Source organism: Amycolatopsis sp. CA-211722, assembly GCF_056828465.1.
Genome location: NZ_CP184752.1, coordinates 6,614,734 through 6,632,372, shown reverse-complemented (window position 1 = coordinate 6,632,372; position 17,639 = coordinate 6,614,734). Strand labels below are relative to the sequence as shown.

Here is a 17,639-nt window from a genome sequence, read left to right as displayed (position 1 = left end):
GGCGGCGTCTGAACGCGCACGACCCACCCTGACCAGGGGTTGCCCGAGGAGAAGCCGATGCCGTTCCTGGATCCCGAACCGCTCCACGCCAAGCTCACGTCGGGTGACGCGGCGGGCATCGCCGAGGTCGGCGCCTCCATCGCCGACGCCAAGGCGTCGTTGCAGACCGTCGCGGACGGCATCTCCGACGGCGCGCTGCGGGCGGCGCGATCCTGGCGCGGCACGGCGGCGGCCGAGTTCGTCGGCAAGGCGAAAGCGTCCTCGCGGGCCGTCGCCGAGGTGTACGCCGAGCTCCAGACCGCGGAGGCCGCCGTCGAGGGCGCGGCGAAGGCCTACACCGCCCTGCGGACGGCAGCCGACACCGCCATCAAGCCTTGGCGCGAACTCGGCCTGAGCGACCTTCTCGAAGCGCCGGAGATCGCGATGAAGACCGTCCGGGCGCTGACCGTGGCCCAGCAGACCTACGAAAGCAGGCTCACCGCGCTGGCTGCGACGACCGACGGCGGTGGTGGTTCGGGCTGGGACAGCGAGGGCAACGCCGACATCAGCGGCGTCGACCCAGGCGAGCCATGGACCTCTCAGGGCTTGGCGTACGACGGCGAGAACCTGCTGGTGGGCTCGTACCACGACGGCGACGGGGACGGCTCCGGTGACAGCCCGATCGGGCCAGGGCTGACGCCGAGCAGGCTGACCTACGTCGACTACGAGACCGGCGTGGAGACGGGGAACGTCTATCTCAACGGCAAGGGCGACGTCGGCGCGCCGACCCATACCGGTGGCGTCGCGACGGACGGCGAGCACGTCTGGGTGTCGTCCAACGGCTACGTGTACGTCTACGACAAGGCCGCACTCGACGCCGCGCAGGACAGCGGTAAGCCGGTCGACGCCATCGACGTGGTCCCGACGCCCGCCCACAGCTACGTCACCTACGCCCAAGGCAGGCTCTTCGTGGGCGACTACGGGAACAACCGGCTCTATGAAGTCCCGCTCGGTCCGGATGGTTCACCCCAGCCGGACAAGGCCGGAGATCCGATCGAGACACCGAACAACGTCCAGGGTGTCGTGGTGCGCGACGACGAGTTCATCTTCTCCTCGTCCGATGGGCACAGCGGCAAGTTCTACCGGCAGGACCGCACGCCGGAGTGGTACGACTTCAACGATCGCGAGGAGATCGAGCTGAAGGGTGGCGAGCCGGGCAACGAGGACGGCTACGACTCGCACGGCGTCGAGGAAGCCGTCGAGATCGACGGCGAGATCGTGCTGGCGCACGAATCCGGCGCCTATGGCTACCAGAAGAACCCGGGTTCGAAGTGGGACGAGCCCGAGCTGACCAGGATCTCCTTGGAGGAGCTGGGACTCGACCCGGACGGCGCGCTCTCCCCTGGCGACGCCGGATACGAAACCGATCCCGATTCGCTGGTCGGTGCCGCGGGCGTCCTGGACGGGGCGACGTCGACGTTGAGCACCGCGGCCGGCGCGATGTCGCGGCTGCAACTGGTGTCGCGTCTGCTCGGCGAGGTTCCGGCCGCCGCGACCTTCAGCGACACGCTGACCAAGCACGTCAACGGCGCCGGGGATCGGCTCGCGGCGGGGGCGGACACGGTCGGCGGCATCGCCGACAGCCTGGTCACGGGCGCGGACACGTACCGGCGTATCGAGGACGGGATCCGCGAGGGGCTGACCAAGCTCGGCGACGTTCTCCCCTGAACCCCGGCCCCGCCGTCCTGGCACGTCTACGGCCTCACCAACTCATCGAAGCACTAGAAAGCTGTCCTTTTTGTCCGTTCACGCGTTACGCGTAACTAGTTTCGCGACTTCTGTGCGCGAAACTGTGGTCAGACGGATGCACGGTGATAATGCCCCTTATGACTGAGTGCCCCTGAAGTGGGCGCGAAATACGCGATTCGGAGACGGCGAACCCGGGACGGAAAGACACCAGGGGCCCCGGATCAGGCGCTCAGCGGCGATCTGAGAGCGTTTTACCTGGTCAGGCCCCTGGCAGGACAATGATCTTGCCGCGGATGCCACCCTGTTCGCTTCTACGGTGCAGGGAGGCGAGCGCGCTGAAGCCGTGCCGCTCGGTGACCTCGACGGCGATCGTGCCGCTGTCGACCAAGGCCACCAGTTCGGCGAGATGGGCGGAGTCGTTACGGGCGACGACCCGGGCGGCATTCGGCGCGTCGAACTCGTTGGTGACCGAGACGATGCGACCACCGGGCCGGACGAGCGCGGCCAGTGCCGCGCTCCGTGCCTCGTCGAGACCGACGAGGTTCAGCACGACATCGACCTGACCGTCGAGCGCTTCCCCGAGCGACGTGGTGGTGTAGTCGACGATCAGGTCCGCGCCGTACCGCAGGACCGCCTCCCTGCTACGCGGACTGGCGGTGGCGGCCACCTGTGCGCCGGCGCGTTTCGCGAGTTGGACGGCGAAACCGCCGATGCCGCCGCCCGCGCCGTTGACCAGCAGCCGTTCACCCGGGACGAGGCGGGCGCGCTCGACCGCCTGCCACGCCGTCAACCCGGCGAGCGGCAGTGCGGCCGCGTCGGCGAGGGGGACGGTGGTAGGCGCGGTGGCCAGCACCGCGGCGTCGGCCACGGCGAACTCCGCGGCCGCGCCATCGATCCAGCCGACGACCTGGTCTCCGACCGCGCGCGTGCGCACTCCCTCCCCGAGTTCGACGATCGTGCCCGCGACATCCCAGCCCAGGGTGAGCGGCAGGGTCACGGGGACGAGGTCGCGGAGCGCGCCGGAGCGCAGGGCCACCTCGGTGGGGTTGAAGGAGGTGGCGGCGACCTCGATCAGCACCTCGCCCGCCGCGGGGACGGGCCGAGCGACCTCCTCGATGCGGATGACGGTCGGGTCCCCATGCCGATGAATCCGTGCGGCTTTCATGTTCTTGACCGTAGGGACGGCTCGCGAGACGAACCATGTGTCAAACCCGCCTATTTCCTTCGCGATCGTCTCGGAACGCGTAGGCTCGCCGCTGTGGACGTGCTGAGCGACGTGCTGTCGGTGGTCCGCGCCGGCCGTCCGAGATCGGCTCTCGTGACGTGGCGGGGCTCATGGGCGCAGGAGTTCTCGCCAGTGCCCGGCGCCGTCGGCTTTCGGGTGGTGGTGCGGGGCAGCTGCGTACTCGTTCCGGCCGGTGCCGAGCCGGTGCGGCTTGTCGCGGGTGACGTCGTGCTCCTGCCGCACGGACGCGGGCACGTGCTGGCCGACAGCCCGGCCACGCCGCCGGCCGTGCGGCCTTGCGGTCCGGCCACCGAGGACCGGTCTCTCGCACTCGCCGACACGCCGGGATCCTCCACCGTCACCCTGTGCGGCGCCTACGAGCTCGCGCCCGAGGGGCGGCACCCCTTGCTTGAGGACCTGCCCGAGGTCGTCCACCTCGATACCCGCGCCGATGGGCTCTTCGAGCTGAGGACCGTGGTGGACCTGCTCGGCGCCGAAGCGGCTCAGCCGCGGCTCGGCACGGACGCCGCCATTCCCGCGCTCCTGGACATACTGCTGCTCTACGCCCTGCGCGCCTGGTTCGACAGCGCCCGGACCGAGTCCGGCACCGGTTGGGCGGCGGCGTTGCGCGATCCTGGCGTCGCGGCCGCGCTACACGCCATCCATCGGAAACCGGCGCACCCCTGGACGGTCGCGTCGCTCGCCGCGCTCGCGGGCCTGTCCCGGGCGCCGTTCGCCAGAAGGTTCACCGAACTGGTCGGCCGGCCACCGATGCGCTACCTGACCTGGTGGCGCATGACCACGGCGGCGAGGCTGCTGCGCGAATCCGACGCGCCGCTCGGCTCGATCGCCGATGCCGTCGGCTATCGGTCGGAATTCGCGCTCGCCGTGGCGTTCAAACGCCAGTACGAGACTCCGCCCGGCAGGTACCGGCGATCGAACCTGGAGAACATCCAGCCCTAGACGGCTTCGAGGACGAAGAACAAGAAGCTCAGGAAGGCGGTCTTGCCCTCGAGTTCCTCCGGGAAACGCTCGCGCGCGCCCGGCGCGGGAGGGGGCTCGCTGACGACGGTGGTCCGGAAGCCTGCCGCGGTGAACGCGTCGGTCATCGCGTGCAGCGGCCGGTGCCAGTAGGTCAGCACGGCTTTCCGGCCGTCGAAGGTGTACTCGTCGGACCACTTGGCGGTCTGGAAGTAATCCGCGTCGGGATGGACGAGTTTGAAGATGAGCGGGTGGTTGACGGCCATGATCAGCCTGCCGCCGGGTTTCAGCACGCGCCGGATCTCGGCCAGCGGCGCGGTCCAGTCTTCGAGGTAGTGCAGGACGAGGGCGGCGATGACGTCATCGAACGCGGCGTCGGGAAAGGGCAGTGGGGCGCCGATGTCGGCGACCTGGAGGGCCGCGTCGTCCCCGAGCCGTTTCCTGGCCAGCTCCAGCATCTTGGCGCTGGAGTCGAAGCCGGTCATGATCGCGCCCCGCTCGCGCAGCTTCTCGAACAAGGGGCCGGCGCCGCAGCCGGCGTCGAGGATCCGCCTGCCGGCCACGTCTCCCGCGAGATCCAGGATCGCGGGCCGTGTGTAGTAGGCGTTGAGCAGGCTGTTCTCGGTCTCGGCCGCGTATGCCTCGGCGAAGGCGTCGTAGTCGTTTTCGGGGGTCTTCAACGGGCTGCTCCAGGGCTCTTGCGGTGGCTGGCGTTGAACCGGGCTTTCTTCTGGCGATTCCCGCAGGTGTTCATGTCGCACCATCTGCGGGTGCGGCTTTGGCTGGCGTCGAAGAAGGCGGCCTGGCAGGTCGGTGACGCGCACAGGGCGAATTTTCCGTCTCGTTCGCCCGCGATAAGGCTGATCGCGTCGGCGGCGATCACGCTGAGGGCGTCTTCCACACGGGACACGCGCCATCGCCGCTCCCCCGTGGGCGTCAGAGCGGCCACCGGTCGTCCCCGGGCACTGTGCTCGTTGATGACCTGGACGGCAGGCGCTGGAAGTGCTTCCTGGAGCGCTGTCGCTGTCGCGGCGGCGTGGATCGCCTCCCTCAGCTCACGGGCGAGGTCCAGCTCGCCGGTGGTGCAGGAGTCCACCTCGAGACCGGTCACGGCCAGCCAGTCGACGAGCCGGTGCGGCACGGGTATGCGCTCCACTGAGTCGCCGTGACGCTCGGTCAACGTCGCCGTGAAGCTGGTCGCCAGCACGCTACCGAGGCGGAAGTCGGGAAACCCGGGAGACATGGAACCACCTTAGCCGGTACCGTAGAACCGTCTTAGCCGGTTCCGCGAGGCAGGAGGTCTCATGACCGACGAGGTTCGAGCATTCGAAAACCGCGCGACGGAGGCCGAACTCGAGGAGTTGCGCGCGCGATTGGCCGCGGCGCGGCTACCGGAAGCCGAGACGGTCCCGCGATGGGGGCAGGGTGTTCCGCTCGCCGACCTCGTCGATGTCGTGGACTACTGGCGCACGGGGTACGACTGGCGGTCGTTCGAAGAGCGCCTCGACCGGATCGGCCAGTTCCGCACGATCATCGACGGCCTGGGGATCCACTTCCTGCACCGCCGGTCGACGCGCGCGGACGCCACTCCCCTGGTCATGACGCACGGCTGGCCGGGCAGCGTCGCCGAGTTCGTCGACGTGATCGAAGAGCTCGCGGATCCGGAGGACGCGGACGCGCCGGCGTTCCATGTCGTGGCCCCCTCGCTGCCGGGGTTCGGGTACAGCGACAGGCCTGCCACTCCTGGGTGGGGCACCGAAAAGATCGCGGCCGCCTGGGTGGAGCTGATGGGAAGGCTCGGCTACGAAAGGTTCCTTGCCCACGGCGGCGACTGGGGAGGCAATGTCACCACGGTTCTCGGGGGCAGGTTCCCCGAGCGGGTACTCGGTATCCACTCGACGTTCGCGCAGGGGCTGCCGGGGTCGTCCCTGGACGGGCTGACGCCGGTCGAGCGTGAGTGGGCCGAGCAGACCCGTGATTTCTGGGGCCGTCGCGCGGCGTACGCGAAACAGCAGGCGACCCGGCCACAGACCATCGGGTACTCCCTGGTCGACTCACCGGTCGGGCTGCTCGCCTGGATCCTCGACAAGTTCGCCGAATGGTCCGACACCGAGGACAGCCCGTTCGAGACAATCTCCCGAGACCGCGTTCTCGACGACGTGACGCTGTACTGGCTGACCCGGACCGGCGCGTCGGCGGCCCGGATCTACTACGAAAGCCACGCCTCGCTGGACCCCGGGCTCCGGGTCGACGTCCCGTCGGCGATCACCATGTACCCCCGCGACATCGAGAAGTGCCCACGTCCGCTGGCGAAGGAGCGGTACCGGCGGATCGTCCGCTGGAACGCTCCCGAATCCGGAGGCCATTTCCCGTCGCTGGAAGTGCCCGGATATTTCGTCGACGACTTGCGGGCAGGCGTCGCGGCGGTGCTGGCCGCGCCGGGTCGGTGAGGTTCACCGTCAGCGGGGAACGAAACGCTCGCCGTCGAAGACCATCTCGAGCGGCGGGCGTCGCGTGGCCGGCTGCCAGCCTGCGCGATAGGCGTCACGAAGGGCGCGGCGGACCTGTGTCCGCGTCGGCAGGAAGTCGTGGTGGTACGGGTCGAGAAGAAGTACCTGCCCGTCGGCGCCGTCTTCCTTGACGCGGATCATGCGGGTAGTCGTTTCCCAGTCGGCATCGAGGTGCCAGAGGAACGACTGGCCGTTGCGCAGCGACACCCGGCGGGTGTCCTTCTCGGGCCAGGTCATCCCAGCGTGCTGCCGAGAAGGGCGAGCAGCCGTTCCCAGTGGCGCCGCGATCCGGCCTCGTCGAAGGCGTCGGTGTCGGACATGGTGAAGCCGTGCACGGTGCCCGGGTAGATCTCGCAGCTGTAGCCGACACCGGCGGCGTCGAACGCGTGGCTGATCTCGGTGATCGCCTCGGGTGTCAGGTCGTTCTCGGCGAGTCCTAGATGGACTTTCGCGGTGAGACCCGGGATCTGCCGATGCGGGCTGTCGGGCTCGTCGGTGACCAGGGCCCCGGGGTGGAAACCGGCGACGGCGGCGACCCGGCCGGGGTGGGCGGTCGCGGTGCGCATCGCGAGGACGGCGCCCATGCAGTAGCCGATCGTGGCGACCGGCCCGCCGCGGACCTCACGCCTGGAAGTGAGGAAGTCGAGGTACGCGGCGGCGTCGCCCAGTGCGCGTTCGGTGGTGTGCTCTTCGATGAGCGGCATGATCTGTTCGAAGAGCGCGGGCCGGTTTTCGGTGGTGATGTGCTGAGGCAGATCGAACACCGGGGCCGGGCGGTGCCGGTGGAAGACGTTCGGGACGAGTACGTGGTAGCCGTGCCCGGCCAGTTCGCGGGCCATGTCCCACAGTGCGGGGCGTGGCCCGAACGCGTCCGGGTACAGCAGGACACCCGGATGCGTCCCGCCGTCGTCGGGGAACGCGGCGAAGGCGTCGGCCCGGCCGTCCGGGGTGGGAATGCTCAGCGTGGTGGCGGGAATGGCGGTGCTCCCTCGTCTCGTCGGTGTGATTCCGAACGTAGACGATCAAGCTCAGCCCAGCCGCAGCCGATCCGCCAGCCCGGCCGAGGTGAACGCGGCGACCAGGTCTTCGCGGCCCTCGGTGAAATGGGCCCAGCTGTCGATGTGCACGGGGACGACCGTGCGGGCGCCGAGGATCCGGGTCGCGTCCGCGGCCAGCGCGCTGTCGAGGACGAGAAGGGCGCCGTCGAAGACCGGCTTGAGGCGCGGCGCGCCGGCGAAGAGCACTGCGGTGTCGACCGGCCCGAACCGGTCGGCGACCTGCCGGACGGCGTCGAGCGAGGCGTTGTCGCCGCTGACGTAGACCGTCGGAAGGCCCTGGCCGGTGAGTACGAAGCCGACGACGTCGCCGGTGATCTTCTCCGAACCTTCCGGCCCGTGGAGCGCGGGTGCGCCGGTCACGGTCACGGTTCCCCCGCCGGGCCGGTCGAGCTCGACCGTTTCCCAGGTCGCCAGGCCTTTCGCGGTGCCGCCGAGCCTGCCCGCGCCGCTGGGTGTGGTGAGCGTCAGGGGGACGTCGGCCAGCAGCTTCCGGCCGGAGTGGTCAAGGTTGTCGGGGTGCTCGTCGTGGGAGAGCAGGACTGCGTCGATGCGGCCGAGATCCGCTGGGTTCAGCGAGGCGGGCGCGGTCTTGGTGAGGCCGGGTCTCCCGTCGGGCCGCTCGTAGTGGCCGGGCTCGTCGAAGGTCGGGTCGGTCACGAACCGCAGGCCGCCGTAGTCGATCACCGCGGTCGGGCCGCCGGAGACCTGGACCGAAAGCTGCTCGCCTAGCTGGTGCATGATTTCTCCTCACGGATATGAATGTCGTCTTCCGTGAGGTTAGCGAGTTCTCACGGAAGAGTGCAACCAATTCCGTGAGGAACTACCATGGGTGCGTGGACGACACCGCTGCCCTTCCCCCTGCGCCGGGTGCCGAGCAGTACGTCGCGCTGGCGCTCGCCAACACCACGCTCGCGCTGCCCGGCGGTCAGTTCACCGATCTGCTCGGCACTCCGGCGGCCGCGACGACGTGGCTCGCCGACCACGGGCTCGCCCCGGTCGACGCCGGTCTGCAGGAGATGTGCGCGGGCTTGGTCCGGTCGTTGCGTGAGCAGGTGCGGGTGCTGCTCGCGTCGAGGTCGTGCTCGGATCCGGCTCCGCAGAGCGCCCTCAACGCCGTCAACGAAGCGCTGAGCAAGGCGCCCACGGCCGAGCTTCTGCGCTGGGACCCGGCCCGTGGGCTGTACCGCACCGCGTCGCATCCGATCACCCAGATCGTCGAGCACGCGTTGGCGACACTCGCCGCCAACGCCGCGGACCTGCTGACCGGTCCGGACGCGGAGCGGATCGCCGCCTGCGGGTCGCCGCCGTGCACGCGGTTCTTCCTGCGCAACGGGCGGCGCCAGTGGTGTTCCGTGCGCTGCGGTGACCGCGCTCGTGCCGCCCGCGCCTATGCCAGGCGCTCACAGCCCGCCGGTCAGCGGTAGAACGCGAACTGGTCGAGCAGGGGTTTCGGGGAGTCTTCGGCGAAGCAGACGGCGAGACTTTCGGCGGATTCGGCCGCCGAGGCCGCGCTGCGCGGGAACAGAGCCGACTCGTACGTGCCGAGTGCGGCTTCGACGTCGCCGGGATGCGCGGCGAGCGCGAGGCCGAGTTCGGCGCCGTCGAGCATCGCGAGGTTGGCCCCCTCGCCGGCGAACGGTGACATCAGGTGGGCGGCGTCCCCGAGGAGGGTGACACCGGGGGTCCGGTCCCAGCGGTGACCGATCGGCAGCGCGTGGATCGGCCGCGGGGTCAGCTCCCCGTCGGCGTCGGTGATCAGGGCCCGTAGTCCAGCGTCCCATCCGTCGAAGTGGTCCAGGAGGGCCGTTTTGGCGGCGGCGGTGTCGGTGAAGTCGAGGGTGGAGATCCAGTTTTCGGCGGTCGTCAGCGCGACGTAGACATGGAGGCTGCCGGTGGTGTCGCGATGCGCCAGGAACCCTTTGCCCGCGTCGAGCGCGAAGAACATGCCACCGCCGACGAGTGCCGCGCTCGCCGGGTGGCGATTCTCGGCGTCGTTCAGATGCACTTCGACGAAGGAGACGCCCTCGTAGGCCGGTTCGGCGGTGGACACCAGGGGCCGGACCTTCGACCACGCGCCGTCGGCACCGATCAGCAGGTCCGTGGTGAACGCCGTCCCGTCGGCGAGGACGACTTCGTGCCTGCCGCCGCCGAGCGGGTGAGCGCCGGCGACCTTGGCACCCCAGCGCACGGTGCCTTCGGGCAGGGAACGGAGAAGCAGGTCACGCAGATCGCCTCGGGCCACTTCCGGACGTCCGCCGTCACCTTCGTCGGACTCCTCGTGGTGCACCACCGCGTGCCGGTCGAGGATGCGCACGGCCTCGCCTCCGGGATGCACGATCGCCCGGAATTCGTCGTGGAGCCCGGCGGCCCGCAGTGCCGCCTGCCCGGACTCCACGTGGATGTCGAGCATTCCGCCCTGCGTGCGCGCGGACGGCGAGGCGTCCAGGTCGAAGACCACGGCTTGAACGCCGTTCACGTGCAGGACCCGGGCCAAGGTGAGTCCGCCGAGGCCGCCGCCGATGATCGCGATGGGGTGATGTGTGGTCATGTCCGGTTCCTTTCGGCGGGGAGGCCGGTGTGGGTGATTCCGGTGATCAGCACCCGCAGCCCCCACGACATCCGCTGCACGGGTGTTCCGGTGAGCAGGTCGTCCGCGTGGGCGGCGATCTGGGGGTGGGTCGTCTCGTCCGCGTCCCGGACGGCGCGGGCCAGCGCGTCCCATTCCTCCGGCGAATCCTGGTCGGCGTGTTCGGCCGCGGTCGCCGTCGCGTGCTGCAGGAGGATGTCGATCCCCCAGGCGCGCCGTCCGGGCGCCACGTCACCCTCGGCGAGGAGGGCGAGCAGGTTTTCGCACAGCGCGAGGTAGTTCTCGCCGCTCGGCCGGGCCACCAGCGCGGACACGGCCAGTCCGGGATATTCGAGCAGCGTCGCGGTGTAGGCCGCGAGCAGCCGTTCGAGCCGGTCGCGCCAGTCGCCGTCGGACGGCGGCGGGGCGATCGTGCCGAGGAGTTCGTCCAGGATCGCCGCGTGCAGCTCGGCGGTGTTGCGGACGTAGACGTAGAGCGAGGCCGCGCCGGTGTCGAGTTCCTGCGCCAGACGGCGCATCGTGACCTTCCGGAGGCCTTCTTCGCGCAGGATCGCGACCGCGGTGGCGACGATGCCGTCACGGGTCAGCGCGGGTTTGGCCGGTCGTTCCCGGCGGCTCTTCTCGGGTGCCATACGACCATCGTACCGAACATGTTCGTAACGAACATGTTCGACCTGTCCTGAAACGACAATGGCAGGGAGATCGACTCGCCCTGCCACTTCCAACGTATAGCGCACCCGGGGGCTTGCGGCAAGACCCCGGTGATGCCGCAGAATCCTCCGCCTTACCGCTTCCAGCTCGACAAACGGGGGAATCCTTGATCGACGTGATCATCGCCGGCGGCGGACCGACCGGCATGATGCTGGGCGCCGAACTGCGGCTGCACGGCGTCCGTGTGGTCGTCGTGGAGAAAGAACTGGAGCAGACCAAGGTCGTCCGCTCCATGGGCCTGCACGCGCGCAGCATCGAGGTGATGGACCAGCGTGGCCTGCTGGAGCGCTTCCTCGACAACGGGACGAAATACCCGCTCGGCGGCTCGTTCGCGGGCATCGTCAAGTCACCGCCGTCGATCGACAGCGCGCACGCCTACATCCTCGGCATCCCGCAGACCGTCACCGACCGGCTGCTGGCCGACCACGCCGCCGAGGTGGGCGTCGAGATCCGGCGTGGCCGCGAACTGGTCGGCCTGAGCCAGGACGAGGACGGGGTCGACGTCGAGCTGGCCGACGGCACCAGGTTGCGCTCGCGATATCTCGTCGGCTGCGACGGCGGCCGCAGTACGGTGCGCAAACTCCTCGGCATCGAGTTCCCCGGGGAGCCCGCCACCGCCGAGACCCTGCTGGGCGAGATGGAAGTGACCGAGGACTGGGAAACGGTGCTCGCGGTGATGACCGAGGTCCGCAAGACCCAGCTGCGTTTCGGTCTCTCCCCCATCGGCGACGGGGTGTACCGGGTCGGCGTGCCCGCCGAGGGCCTGGCCGAGGACCCGCGGATCCCGCCGACCTTCGACGAGGTCAAGCGACAGCTCAAAGCCGTCGCGGGCAGCGATTTCGGCGTGCACTCACCACGCTGGCTGTCGCGCTTCGGCGACGCCACCCGCCTGGCCGAGCACTACCGCTCCGGACGCGCGTTCCTCGCCGGCGACGCCGCGCACATCCATCCACCGGTCGGCGGCCAGGGGCTCAACCTCGGCGTGCAGGACGCCTTCAACCTCGGCTGGAAACTGGCGGCCGCGGTCAACGGCTGGGCGCCGGAGGACCTGCTGGACACCTACCACACAGAACGGCATCCCGTGGCCGCCGCGGTGCTGGACAACACCCGCGCGCAGATGCAGCTGATGTCACTCGACCCGGGCTCGCAGGCGGTCCGGCGGCTGCTGGCGGAACTGATGGAGTTCGACAACGTGAGCCGGTTCCTGACCGAGAAGATCACCGCGACCGCGATCCGCTACGACTTCGGTGGCGGACACGAACTCGTCGGCCGCCGAATGCCGGACCTCGAACTCCAGCAAGGACATCTGTACGGGCTCACCCGCGGCGGCCGGGGGCTGCTGCTCGACCGGACCGGCGCGCTGTCGGTGCGCGGCTGGTCGGACCGGGTCGATCACGTCGACGTCGGCGAGGAACTGGAGGTACCGGCCGCGCTGCTGCGGCCGGACGGTCACGTGGCGTGGGCGGGGGAAGACCAGCACGAGCTCACCGGTGCCGTCCGCCGGTGGTTCGGAGAGGGCGAAGTCCTCTAGCGCGCCGGAGACGGCGGCTCTTGGCTGAGGCCGTTCCGGATCCGCAGCCACGACAGGAGATGGTGACCATGGCCGGACGGGTGGTGCACTTCGAGATTCCGTTCGAGGACGGCGAACGCGCACGCGGCTTCTATCGGGAGGTGTTCGGCTGGAAGGCCGACACGATACCGGGGATGGACTACACGATGGTCGCTTCGGGGCCGACCGCCGAGACCGGTATGCCCGCCGAGCCGGGGTTCATCAACGGCGGGATGCTCGCCAAGGAGCTCAGCCCCGCGCCGGGCCCGGTGATCGTGCTCGACGTCGACAGCATCGACGACACGCTCGCGGTCATCGACAAGCAGGGCGGCGCGACCCTCGTCGGCCGGACCGCGGTCGGCGACATGGGTTTCGCCGCCTACTTCAAGGACCCCGAAGGCAACGTCATGGGGCTGTGGGAGACCGCGTGATCCGCAGGGCCCGTGGCCGGCGTGGTCACGGGCCCTGAGGGCCCCGGTACGGCAACGTCTGGTTGTAGACGATGTTGGTGTTCGTGCTCCCGAAGAGCGCGAGTTCGTTGACGATCTCCTCCAGGCGTCCCATCGACGGAGCCGCGATCTTCAGCGAATAGCAGTCGTCACCGGTCGTACGGAGGCATTCGAGGATCTCGGTCCGCTCGGCCAGGAGCTTGTGCAACGGCGCGTGTTTGCTGCCCGGGTACTTCAGCCGCACCACCGCGAGAACCACGTACCCGGCCTTCTCCAGGTCGACTTCGGCGCGATAGCCGGTGATCACCCCGGCCGACTCCAGCCGTTTGACCCGTTCCGTGGTCGCCGACGCGCTCAAGCTGACCCGCTTCCCCAGCTCGGTGAGGGGAAGGCGCCCGTCCTTCTGCAGCTCGACCAGGATCGCCCAGTCCGTCGCGTCGAGAGTCTCGGCCATGCGGGGAGAATACCGGCAGATCCACGGCGGAAACGGTCATACGCCGGGAAAGATCCCTTCCCGGGATTCGGGCCCCGCCGATAGCCTTGACCTGTGCGAATAGGTGTCAACGTCCCGAATTTCGGACCGGGGACCGACCCCGGCATCCTCCGCGGCTGGGCCACCACGGTCGAAGGCCTCGGCTACGACCTGCTCATGGTGTCCGATCACGTCGCCATCACCCCCGACGTCGCCGAGCAGTACCCGGCTCCGTTCTACGAACCGTTCACGACGCTGTCGTGGCTCGCCAGCGTGACGAACCGGATCCGGCTGGGCACCACCGTGCTCATCGTCCCGTACCGGCATCCACTGCTCATCGCCCGCATGGCCGCGAACCTGAACCAGCTCAGCGGCGGACGGCTCGTACTCGGTGTCGCCTCCGGCTGGGCCCGCCAGGAGTTCGAAGCGCTCGACGTCCCGTTCGAGCGACGGGGAAAGCTGACCGACGGCCACCTCGACGCCGTCCGGAAAGCCTGGGCCGACGACGCCGACTACCGCGCAGGCGACATCCCGATCTGGGTCGGCGGCAACAGCGACGCCGGGATCCGCCGCGCCGTCCGGGTCGGAGACGCCTGGCATCCGCTGCGCGCCACCCTCCCCTGGCTCACCGAAGCCCTCACCAGGGTCAAGACCATCGCCGACGCCCACGACCGCCCGGTCCCCGCGTTCGCCCCGCGGATCCTGCTCAACCTCACCGACCGCCCGGTCACCAGGCCGGATCGTCCCGCCGGGGAAGGCACGATCGAACAGATCGCCGGCGACCTCGAGCACCTTCGACACCTCGGCGCCGAGACGGTCGTGCTCGACCCGTTCTCCGGCGACCCCGCCGAGACCCTCCGCCCGGAAGCCGCCTGGCAGGCACTGGCGACCGTCGCCGCACACTGGGAACTGGGCCACTACCGAACCGAACAGGACCGACGATGACCGAAGAAGACAAGAAGTTCCTCCGCCGCGCCATCGAACTGGCCGCGAAGTCCCGTAAGGACGGAGACCCGCCCTTCGGTTCGCTGCTGGTCGGCTCCGACGGCACGGTGCTGGCCGAGGACCACAACACCACGGTGTCGCAATCGGACATCAGCCTGCACCCGGAGCTGAAACTCGCCGTGTGGGCCGCCCGCGAACTCGAACCCGCCGTCGCCGCGGCGACCACCATGTACACCAGCTGCCAGCCGTGCGGGATGTGCCAGGGCGCCATCGAACGCTCCGGCCTGGGCCGGGTCGTGTTCGCCCTCTCCGGCGAGCAGGTCACCGCCCTGAAGCCACCCGCCGCCGCACCGCCGGTTCAGTTGGAGGGGCCGGCGCTGTACGACGAGGCCCGCGTCCCCGTCGAGGGCTACTACACCTGAGAATCCCCACTCACGAGACCAGACCCACTCGGTACCGCCGGGTGCCGGGCTTGGCCGGGGTTGCGAAAGCCACTTTCGAGACGTCTGGTGTCCCGAAAGTGGCTTTCGCGACACCGGCTCCAGCCCCAGCAGACCGAGACCGGGGGTCAACGGCGGCCGGAAGCCAGTAGGTACCCAAGACACCCTCGACTGGAACCGTCCTCACCACTCACGAGGGGACGGAGCGCCTAGGATGATCACGATGTCCGCCGAACTCGTGCCCACCGCGCCGGAACCGCCGTCCCGGCTTCCGGAGACCAGGCCCGAGAACCGGCGGCAGATCCTCGCCGAAGCCGTCGCGCTGCTGCCCGCGCTTCCCCCAGCCGACCCGTTCGACCGGTACGCGATCCGGCACATCACCACGCTCTGGCTCGAGACCGACAAGACCGACCACACCCGCCGCGCCTACTACGCCGACCTCTCCGCGTGGCTCGGCTGGTGCGCCCGCACCGGGCTCGACCCGCTCATGGCGCGCCGTGCCGACGTCGACGCCTGGAAGAACACCCTCACCGTCACCGGGAAGGACGGCGTTCCCCGGCCCGCGGCCGATTCCACCGTCGCGCGCACCCTCGCCGGCATCTCCAGCTGGTACCGGTACCTGCAGTCCAACGACATCGCCGACCGCAACCCGGTGTCCGCGGTCAACCGGCCCAAGACCGGCAAGACCCCGCCGCTGCCCGCGCTCGGCGGCGAGTCGACGGCGAAACTGCTGAACCACATGGAGAAGCGGGCCCGGGCGAACGACACCGAACCGTCCTGGCGCGACGCCGCAGTGGTCGCGATCCTGTTCTACACCGGCCTGCGCGTCTCCGGCCTCACCACCGCCACCGTGGGCGACCTCGACACCGACTCCGGGCACACGATCCTGCGCTATACCGCCAAAGGCGGCCACCGCGACTTCGTCCCGCTCGTCCCCGCCGCCCAGCACCCGCTGCGGCGCTACCTCGAACTACGCGCCGCGCGCACCGGCGTCCGTCCCGACGAGCTGACCGGCCCGCTGGTCGCGACCATGCCCCACCGCTACGACAGCACCAAATCCGGCGGGAAACCCTTGGCACAACGGGATGTCTGGTTCCTCCTGCGGGCGCAGGCCCGCGCCGCCGGGCTCGCCGAAGCGAACACCATCTCCCCGCACACCGCGCGGCGCACCACCGGCACCCTGCTGCTGGCCAACGACGTCCCGGTGCAGAAGGTCCAGGACCTGCTGGGACACGCCGACATCCGCACCACCCGCGACCGCTACGACGCACATCGCCACAAGCTGGAGACCTCTCCCGTGCACGCGCTCGCGCAACTGCTCGCCGACGCGCGCCACCGTCAGAGCTGAGACTTCGTCGCCCCGATCACCACACCGTCGACACGCGCGAGCCAGCTCCCGCACAGACACCGGACGTACTCCAGCCTCCCCTGCGAGACCCGCTGAGACGGCGTCGCGCTCCCAGGCAGTTCGGCCAGCGGCCACCCACAACGCGGACACTTGTTCGCTTCCATGCCCCGATCGTGCTGTAATGAGTCAATGCACTTCAACCCTTACGGCGGAGCGGCGGCGCAGATCGCCGCCGACCTGATCAACCTCGGCGACGCCGCCGACCCGGCCACGCTGACCGCGATCTTCCGCGACCGCATGACCGTCGCCGCCGTGAAGGACCACGAATCGACCGAGATCATCGCCTGGACCACCAGGCTCCGGGCCGTCTTCGAAGCCGACCCGGCCACCCGCGTCGACCTGGTCAACGCGCTGCTCCACGACTCCGCGTCCAAGCCCTACATCTCCACCCACGACGGCAAGGCGCCCCACCTGCACTACGTCGACGCCCACGCCGGCACCGCATCCCGCGTCCGCGCCTACACCGCGGGCGGGCTCGCACACCTCGTCTGCGACGCCCCGGACCGCTTCGGCGTCTGCTCACGCGAAGGCTGCGCAACGGTCTACGTCGACGTCTCCCGCAACGGCCGCCGCCGATTCTGTTCGACCCGCTGCGCGACCAGGGTCCACGTCGCCGACCACCGGAACCGGCAAGCGAGCTAGCTTCGGCGAACCAGACAAAGGAGCCCTCGCAGTACCTGGATCACCAGGGTCTCCCAGCCGCCCGAAACGCCTGTCAACCTCGTCGAATCGCCCTTGCCGATGACAGGAGACCCATGGCGGACAACCGATTCACCCCTCACCCGGAACTGTTCGATCTGAGCGGGAAGCTCGCCCTCGTCACCGGCGGCACCCAGGGCATCGGGACGATGATCGCGCGCGGCCTCCTCCAGGCGGGCGCCCGCGTCGTCATCAGCTCACGAAAGGCGGACGCCTGCGCGGAGGCGCAGCGTCTGTTGTCCGAATTCGGCGACGTCCGAACGATCCCCGCCGACCTGTCCAGGCACGACGAGTGCCGCCGCCTCGCCGATCTGGTCACTGCCGACTCGGATCACCTGGACATCCTGGTCAACAACGCGGGAGCGATGTGGCGAGAGCCGCTGGAGACGTTCCCGGACGAGGCCTGGGACTCGGTGCTCGACCTCAACCTCAAAGCGCCGTTCTGGCTGGTGCAGGCGCTGCTCCCCGCACTGCGCAGGGCGGGCACCGCCGATGATCCCGCCCGGGTCGTCAACATCGGCAGTATCGCCGCCATCCACGTCGCCGAATCGCCCAACTACTCCTACGCCGGCAGCAAGGCCGCACTCCATCAACTCACCAGGGTGCTCGCCCGGGAACTGGGCCCACACCACGTCACGGTGAACGCGGTGGCCCCGGGCCCGTTCCCCTCACAGATGATGGCGGCCACGCTCGATGCCCTCGGCGACACGATCGCGGCGAAGGCCCCTTTGCGCCGACTCGGCCGCGACGACGACATGGCCGGTGTCGCCGTGTTCCTCGCCAGCCGGGCGGGTTCCTACCTCACGGGCACCGTCATCCCGGTGGACGGCGGCATCGCGACGACCGCATCGGGGACCTGAGCGTCGGCCTACGGTGG

At 69.7% G+C, this 17,639-nt stretch carries 20 protein-coding genes; 11 read left to right on the top strand and 9 right to left on the bottom strand.

The features are described from left to right. Positions 1-57 precede the first annotated feature (57 nt). The gene (locus tag ACOCEP_RS31350; RefSeq protein ID WP_482332718.1) at positions 58-1,707 is read left to right on the top strand and encodes a WXG100 family type VII secretion target; all 1,650 of its coding nucleotides are present in this window, start codon (positions 58-60) and stop codon (positions 1,705-1,707) included. 280 nt (positions 1,708-1,987) lie between these two features. Here the strand turns inward: ACOCEP_RS31350 and ACOCEP_RS31345 are convergent, their stop codons facing one another. After that, positions 1,988-2,893, bottom strand: coding sequence for an NADP-dependent oxidoreductase (locus ACOCEP_RS31345; protein WP_482332717.1), 906 nt, complete (start codon positions 2,891-2,893; stop codon positions 1,988-1,990). 93 nt (positions 2,894-2,986) lie between these two features. Here ACOCEP_RS31345 and ACOCEP_RS31340 point away from each other — a divergent pair, with 93 nt between their 5' ends. Beyond that, positions 2,987-3,916 carry an AraC family transcriptional regulator gene (locus tag ACOCEP_RS31340; RefSeq protein WP_482332716.1) on the top strand — a complete coding sequence of 310 codons (930 nt, stop codon included), beginning with the start codon at positions 2,987-2,989 and terminating at the stop codon, positions 3,914-3,916. On the opposite strand, the gene ACOCEP_RS31335 is transcribed toward ACOCEP_RS31340, so the two are convergent. Both ACOCEP_RS31335 and ACOCEP_RS31330 read right to left on the bottom strand, forming a co-directional pair. Beyond that, positions 3,913-4,614 carry a class I SAM-dependent methyltransferase gene (locus tag ACOCEP_RS31335; RefSeq protein ID WP_482332715.1) on the bottom strand — a complete coding sequence of 234 codons (702 nt, stop codon included), beginning with the start codon at positions 4,612-4,614 and terminating at the stop codon, positions 3,913-3,915. The genes ACOCEP_RS31340 and ACOCEP_RS31335 overlap by 4 nt on opposite strands. After that, complete coding sequence (locus tag ACOCEP_RS31330; protein WP_482332714.1) at positions 4,611-5,177, bottom strand: CGNR zinc finger domain-containing protein; 567 nt, start codon at positions 5,175-5,177, stop codon at positions 4,611-4,613. The genes ACOCEP_RS31335 and ACOCEP_RS31330 overlap by 4 nt, the downstream gene beginning before the upstream one ends. Positions 5,178-5,238: 61 nt before the next feature. Here ACOCEP_RS31330 and ACOCEP_RS31325 point away from each other — a divergent pair, with 61 nt between their 5' ends. Continuing rightward, complete coding sequence (locus tag ACOCEP_RS31325) at positions 5,239-6,384, top strand: epoxide hydrolase family protein (RefSeq protein WP_482332713.1); 1,146 nt, start codon at positions 5,239-5,241, stop codon at positions 6,382-6,384. A 9-nt stretch (positions 6,385-6,393) separates the two neighbouring features. On the opposite strand, the gene ACOCEP_RS31320 is transcribed toward ACOCEP_RS31325, so the two are convergent. Genes ACOCEP_RS31320 through ACOCEP_RS31310 form a run of 3 tightly spaced genes read right to left on the bottom strand, consistent with a single transcriptional unit; the run spans position 6,394 to position 8,240 of the window. Then, positions 6,394-6,681: a hypothetical protein gene (locus tag ACOCEP_RS31320; protein WP_482332712.1), complete on the bottom strand. Its 288-nt coding sequence runs from the start codon at positions 6,679-6,681 to the stop codon at positions 6,394-6,396. Further along, on the bottom strand, positions 6,678-7,421 hold the full coding sequence (locus ACOCEP_RS31315; protein ID WP_482339856.1) for a dienelactone hydrolase family protein: 744 nt from the start codon (positions 7,419-7,421) through the stop codon (positions 6,678-6,680). Before ACOCEP_RS31315 ends, ACOCEP_RS31320 begins: the two co-directional genes overlap by 4 nt. Positions 7,422-7,472: 51 nt before the next feature. Continuing rightward, complete coding sequence (locus ACOCEP_RS31310) at positions 7,473-8,240, bottom strand: MBL fold metallo-hydrolase (RefSeq protein ID WP_482332711.1); 768 nt, start codon at positions 8,238-8,240, stop codon at positions 7,473-7,475. Positions 8,241-8,335: 95 nt separating this feature from the next. Here ACOCEP_RS31310 and ACOCEP_RS31305 point away from each other — a divergent pair, with 95 nt between their 5' ends. Further along, positions 8,336-8,926 (top strand): CGNR zinc finger domain-containing protein, encoded by a 591-nt coding sequence (locus tag ACOCEP_RS31305; RefSeq protein ID WP_482332709.1) that lies wholly within the window; start codon positions 8,336-8,338, stop codon positions 8,924-8,926. Here ACOCEP_RS31305 and ACOCEP_RS31300 read toward each other — a convergent pair. Together ACOCEP_RS31300 and ACOCEP_RS31295 are read right to left on the bottom strand one after the other, a co-directional pair. Then, positions 8,917-10,050, bottom strand: a complete 1,134-nt coding sequence (locus ACOCEP_RS31300; protein ID WP_482332708.1) for an FAD-dependent oxidoreductase — start codon at positions 10,048-10,050, stop codon at positions 8,917-8,919. The two genes, ACOCEP_RS31305 and ACOCEP_RS31300, sit on opposite strands and share 10 nt — an antisense overlap. After that, positions 10,047-10,721 (bottom strand): TetR/AcrR family transcriptional regulator, encoded by a 675-nt coding sequence (locus ACOCEP_RS31295; protein WP_482332707.1) that lies wholly within the window; start codon positions 10,719-10,721, stop codon positions 10,047-10,049. The genes ACOCEP_RS31300 and ACOCEP_RS31295 overlap by 4 nt, the downstream gene beginning before the upstream one ends. 185 nt (positions 10,722-10,906) lie before the next feature. Here ACOCEP_RS31295 and rox point away from each other — a divergent pair, with 185 nt between their 5' ends. Both rox and ACOCEP_RS31285 read left to right on the top strand, forming a co-directional pair. Then, a complete protein-coding gene (gene rox, locus ACOCEP_RS31290; RefSeq protein ID WP_482332706.1) occupies positions 10,907-12,331 on the top strand; it encodes a rifampin monooxygenase in 1,425 nt (474 codons plus the stop codon). A gap of 68 nt (positions 12,332-12,399) precedes the next feature. Beyond that, positions 12,400-12,780, top strand: a complete 381-nt coding sequence (locus ACOCEP_RS31285; protein WP_482332705.1) for a VOC family protein — start codon at positions 12,400-12,402, stop codon at positions 12,778-12,780. Positions 12,781-12,805: 25 nt separating this feature from the next. Here the strand turns inward: ACOCEP_RS31285 and ACOCEP_RS31280 are convergent, their stop codons facing one another. Next, a complete protein-coding gene (locus ACOCEP_RS31280) occupies positions 12,806-13,252 on the bottom strand; it encodes an Lrp/AsnC family transcriptional regulator (protein ID WP_007034427.1) in 447 nt (148 codons plus the stop codon). Positions 13,253-13,345: 93 nt separating this feature from the next. On the opposite strand from ACOCEP_RS31280, the gene ACOCEP_RS31275 reads away from it, so the two are divergent. From ACOCEP_RS31275 to ACOCEP_RS31255, 5 genes are all read left to right on the top strand, one after another. After that, positions 13,346-14,215, top strand: a complete 870-nt coding sequence (locus ACOCEP_RS31275) for an LLM class flavin-dependent oxidoreductase (protein WP_482332704.1) — start codon at positions 13,346-13,348, stop codon at positions 14,213-14,215. Next, positions 14,212-14,637, top strand: a complete 426-nt coding sequence (locus ACOCEP_RS31270) for a nucleoside deaminase (protein WP_482332703.1) — start codon at positions 14,212-14,214, stop codon at positions 14,635-14,637. Before ACOCEP_RS31275 ends, ACOCEP_RS31270 begins: the two co-directional genes overlap by 4 nt. A gap of 241 nt (positions 14,638-14,878) precedes the next feature. Further along, positions 14,879-16,003 (top strand): tyrosine-type recombinase/integrase, encoded by a 1,125-nt coding sequence (locus ACOCEP_RS31265; RefSeq protein WP_482332702.1) that lies wholly within the window; start codon positions 14,879-14,881, stop codon positions 16,001-16,003. A 189-nt stretch (positions 16,004-16,192) separates the two neighbouring features. Further along, positions 16,193-16,705 carry a CGNR zinc finger domain-containing protein gene (locus tag ACOCEP_RS31260; RefSeq protein ID WP_482332701.1) on the top strand — a complete coding sequence of 171 codons (513 nt, stop codon included), beginning with the start codon at positions 16,193-16,195 and terminating at the stop codon, positions 16,703-16,705. A 113-nt stretch (positions 16,706-16,818) separates the two neighbouring features. Next, a complete protein-coding gene (locus tag ACOCEP_RS31255; protein WP_482332699.1) occupies positions 16,819-17,622 on the top strand; it encodes an SDR family oxidoreductase in 804 nt (267 codons plus the stop codon). The last annotated feature ends 17 nt before the right edge of the window (positions 17,623-17,639 follow it).

Coding starts and splice junctions, on each gene's coding strand:
- ACOCEP_RS31350 (WP_482332718.1), top strand. CDS start 58: ATGCCGTTCCTGGATCCCGAACCGCTCCACGCCAAGCTCACGTCGGGT.
- ACOCEP_RS31345 (WP_482332717.1), bottom strand. CDS start 2,893: ATGAAAGCCGCACGGATTCATCGGCATGGGGACCCGACCGTCATCCGC.
- ACOCEP_RS31330 (WP_482332714.1), bottom strand. CDS start 5,177: ATGTCTCCCGGGTTTCCCGACTTCCGCCTCGGTAGCGTGCTGGCGACC.
- ACOCEP_RS31325 (WP_482332713.1), top strand. CDS start 5,239: ATGACCGACGAGGTTCGAGCATTCGAAAACCGCGCGACGGAGGCCGAA.
- ACOCEP_RS31320 (WP_482332712.1), bottom strand. CDS start 6,681: ATGACCTGGCCCGAGAAGGACACCCGCCGGGTGTCGCTGCGCAACGGC.
- ACOCEP_RS31310 (WP_482332711.1), bottom strand. CDS start 8,240: ATGCACCAGCTAGGCGAGCAGCTTTCGGTCCAGGTCTCCGGCGGCCCG.
- ACOCEP_RS31300 (WP_482332708.1), bottom strand. CDS start 10,050: ATGACCACACATCACCCCATCGCGATCATCGGCGGCGGCCTCGGCGGA.
- ACOCEP_RS31295 (WP_482332707.1), bottom strand. CDS start 10,721: ATGGCACCCGAGAAGAGCCGCCGGGAACGACCGGCCAAACCCGCGCTG.
- ACOCEP_RS31285 (WP_482332705.1), top strand. CDS start 12,400: ATGGCCGGACGGGTGGTGCACTTCGAGATTCCGTTCGAGGACGGCGAA.
- ACOCEP_RS31280 (WP_007034427.1), bottom strand. CDS start 13,252: ATGGCCGAGACTCTCGACGCGACGGACTGGGCGATCCTGGTCGAGCTG.
- ACOCEP_RS31270 (WP_482332703.1), top strand. CDS start 14,212: ATGACCGAAGAAGACAAGAAGTTCCTCCGCCGCGCCATCGAACTGGCC.
- ACOCEP_RS31265 (WP_482332702.1), top strand. CDS start 14,879: ATGTCCGCCGAACTCGTGCCCACCGCGCCGGAACCGCCGTCCCGGCTT.
- ACOCEP_RS31260 (WP_482332701.1), top strand. CDS start 16,193: ATGCACTTCAACCCTTACGGCGGAGCGGCGGCGCAGATCGCCGCCGAC.
- ACOCEP_RS31255 (WP_482332699.1), top strand. CDS start 16,819: ATGGCGGACAACCGATTCACCCCTCACCCGGAACTGTTCGATCTGAGC.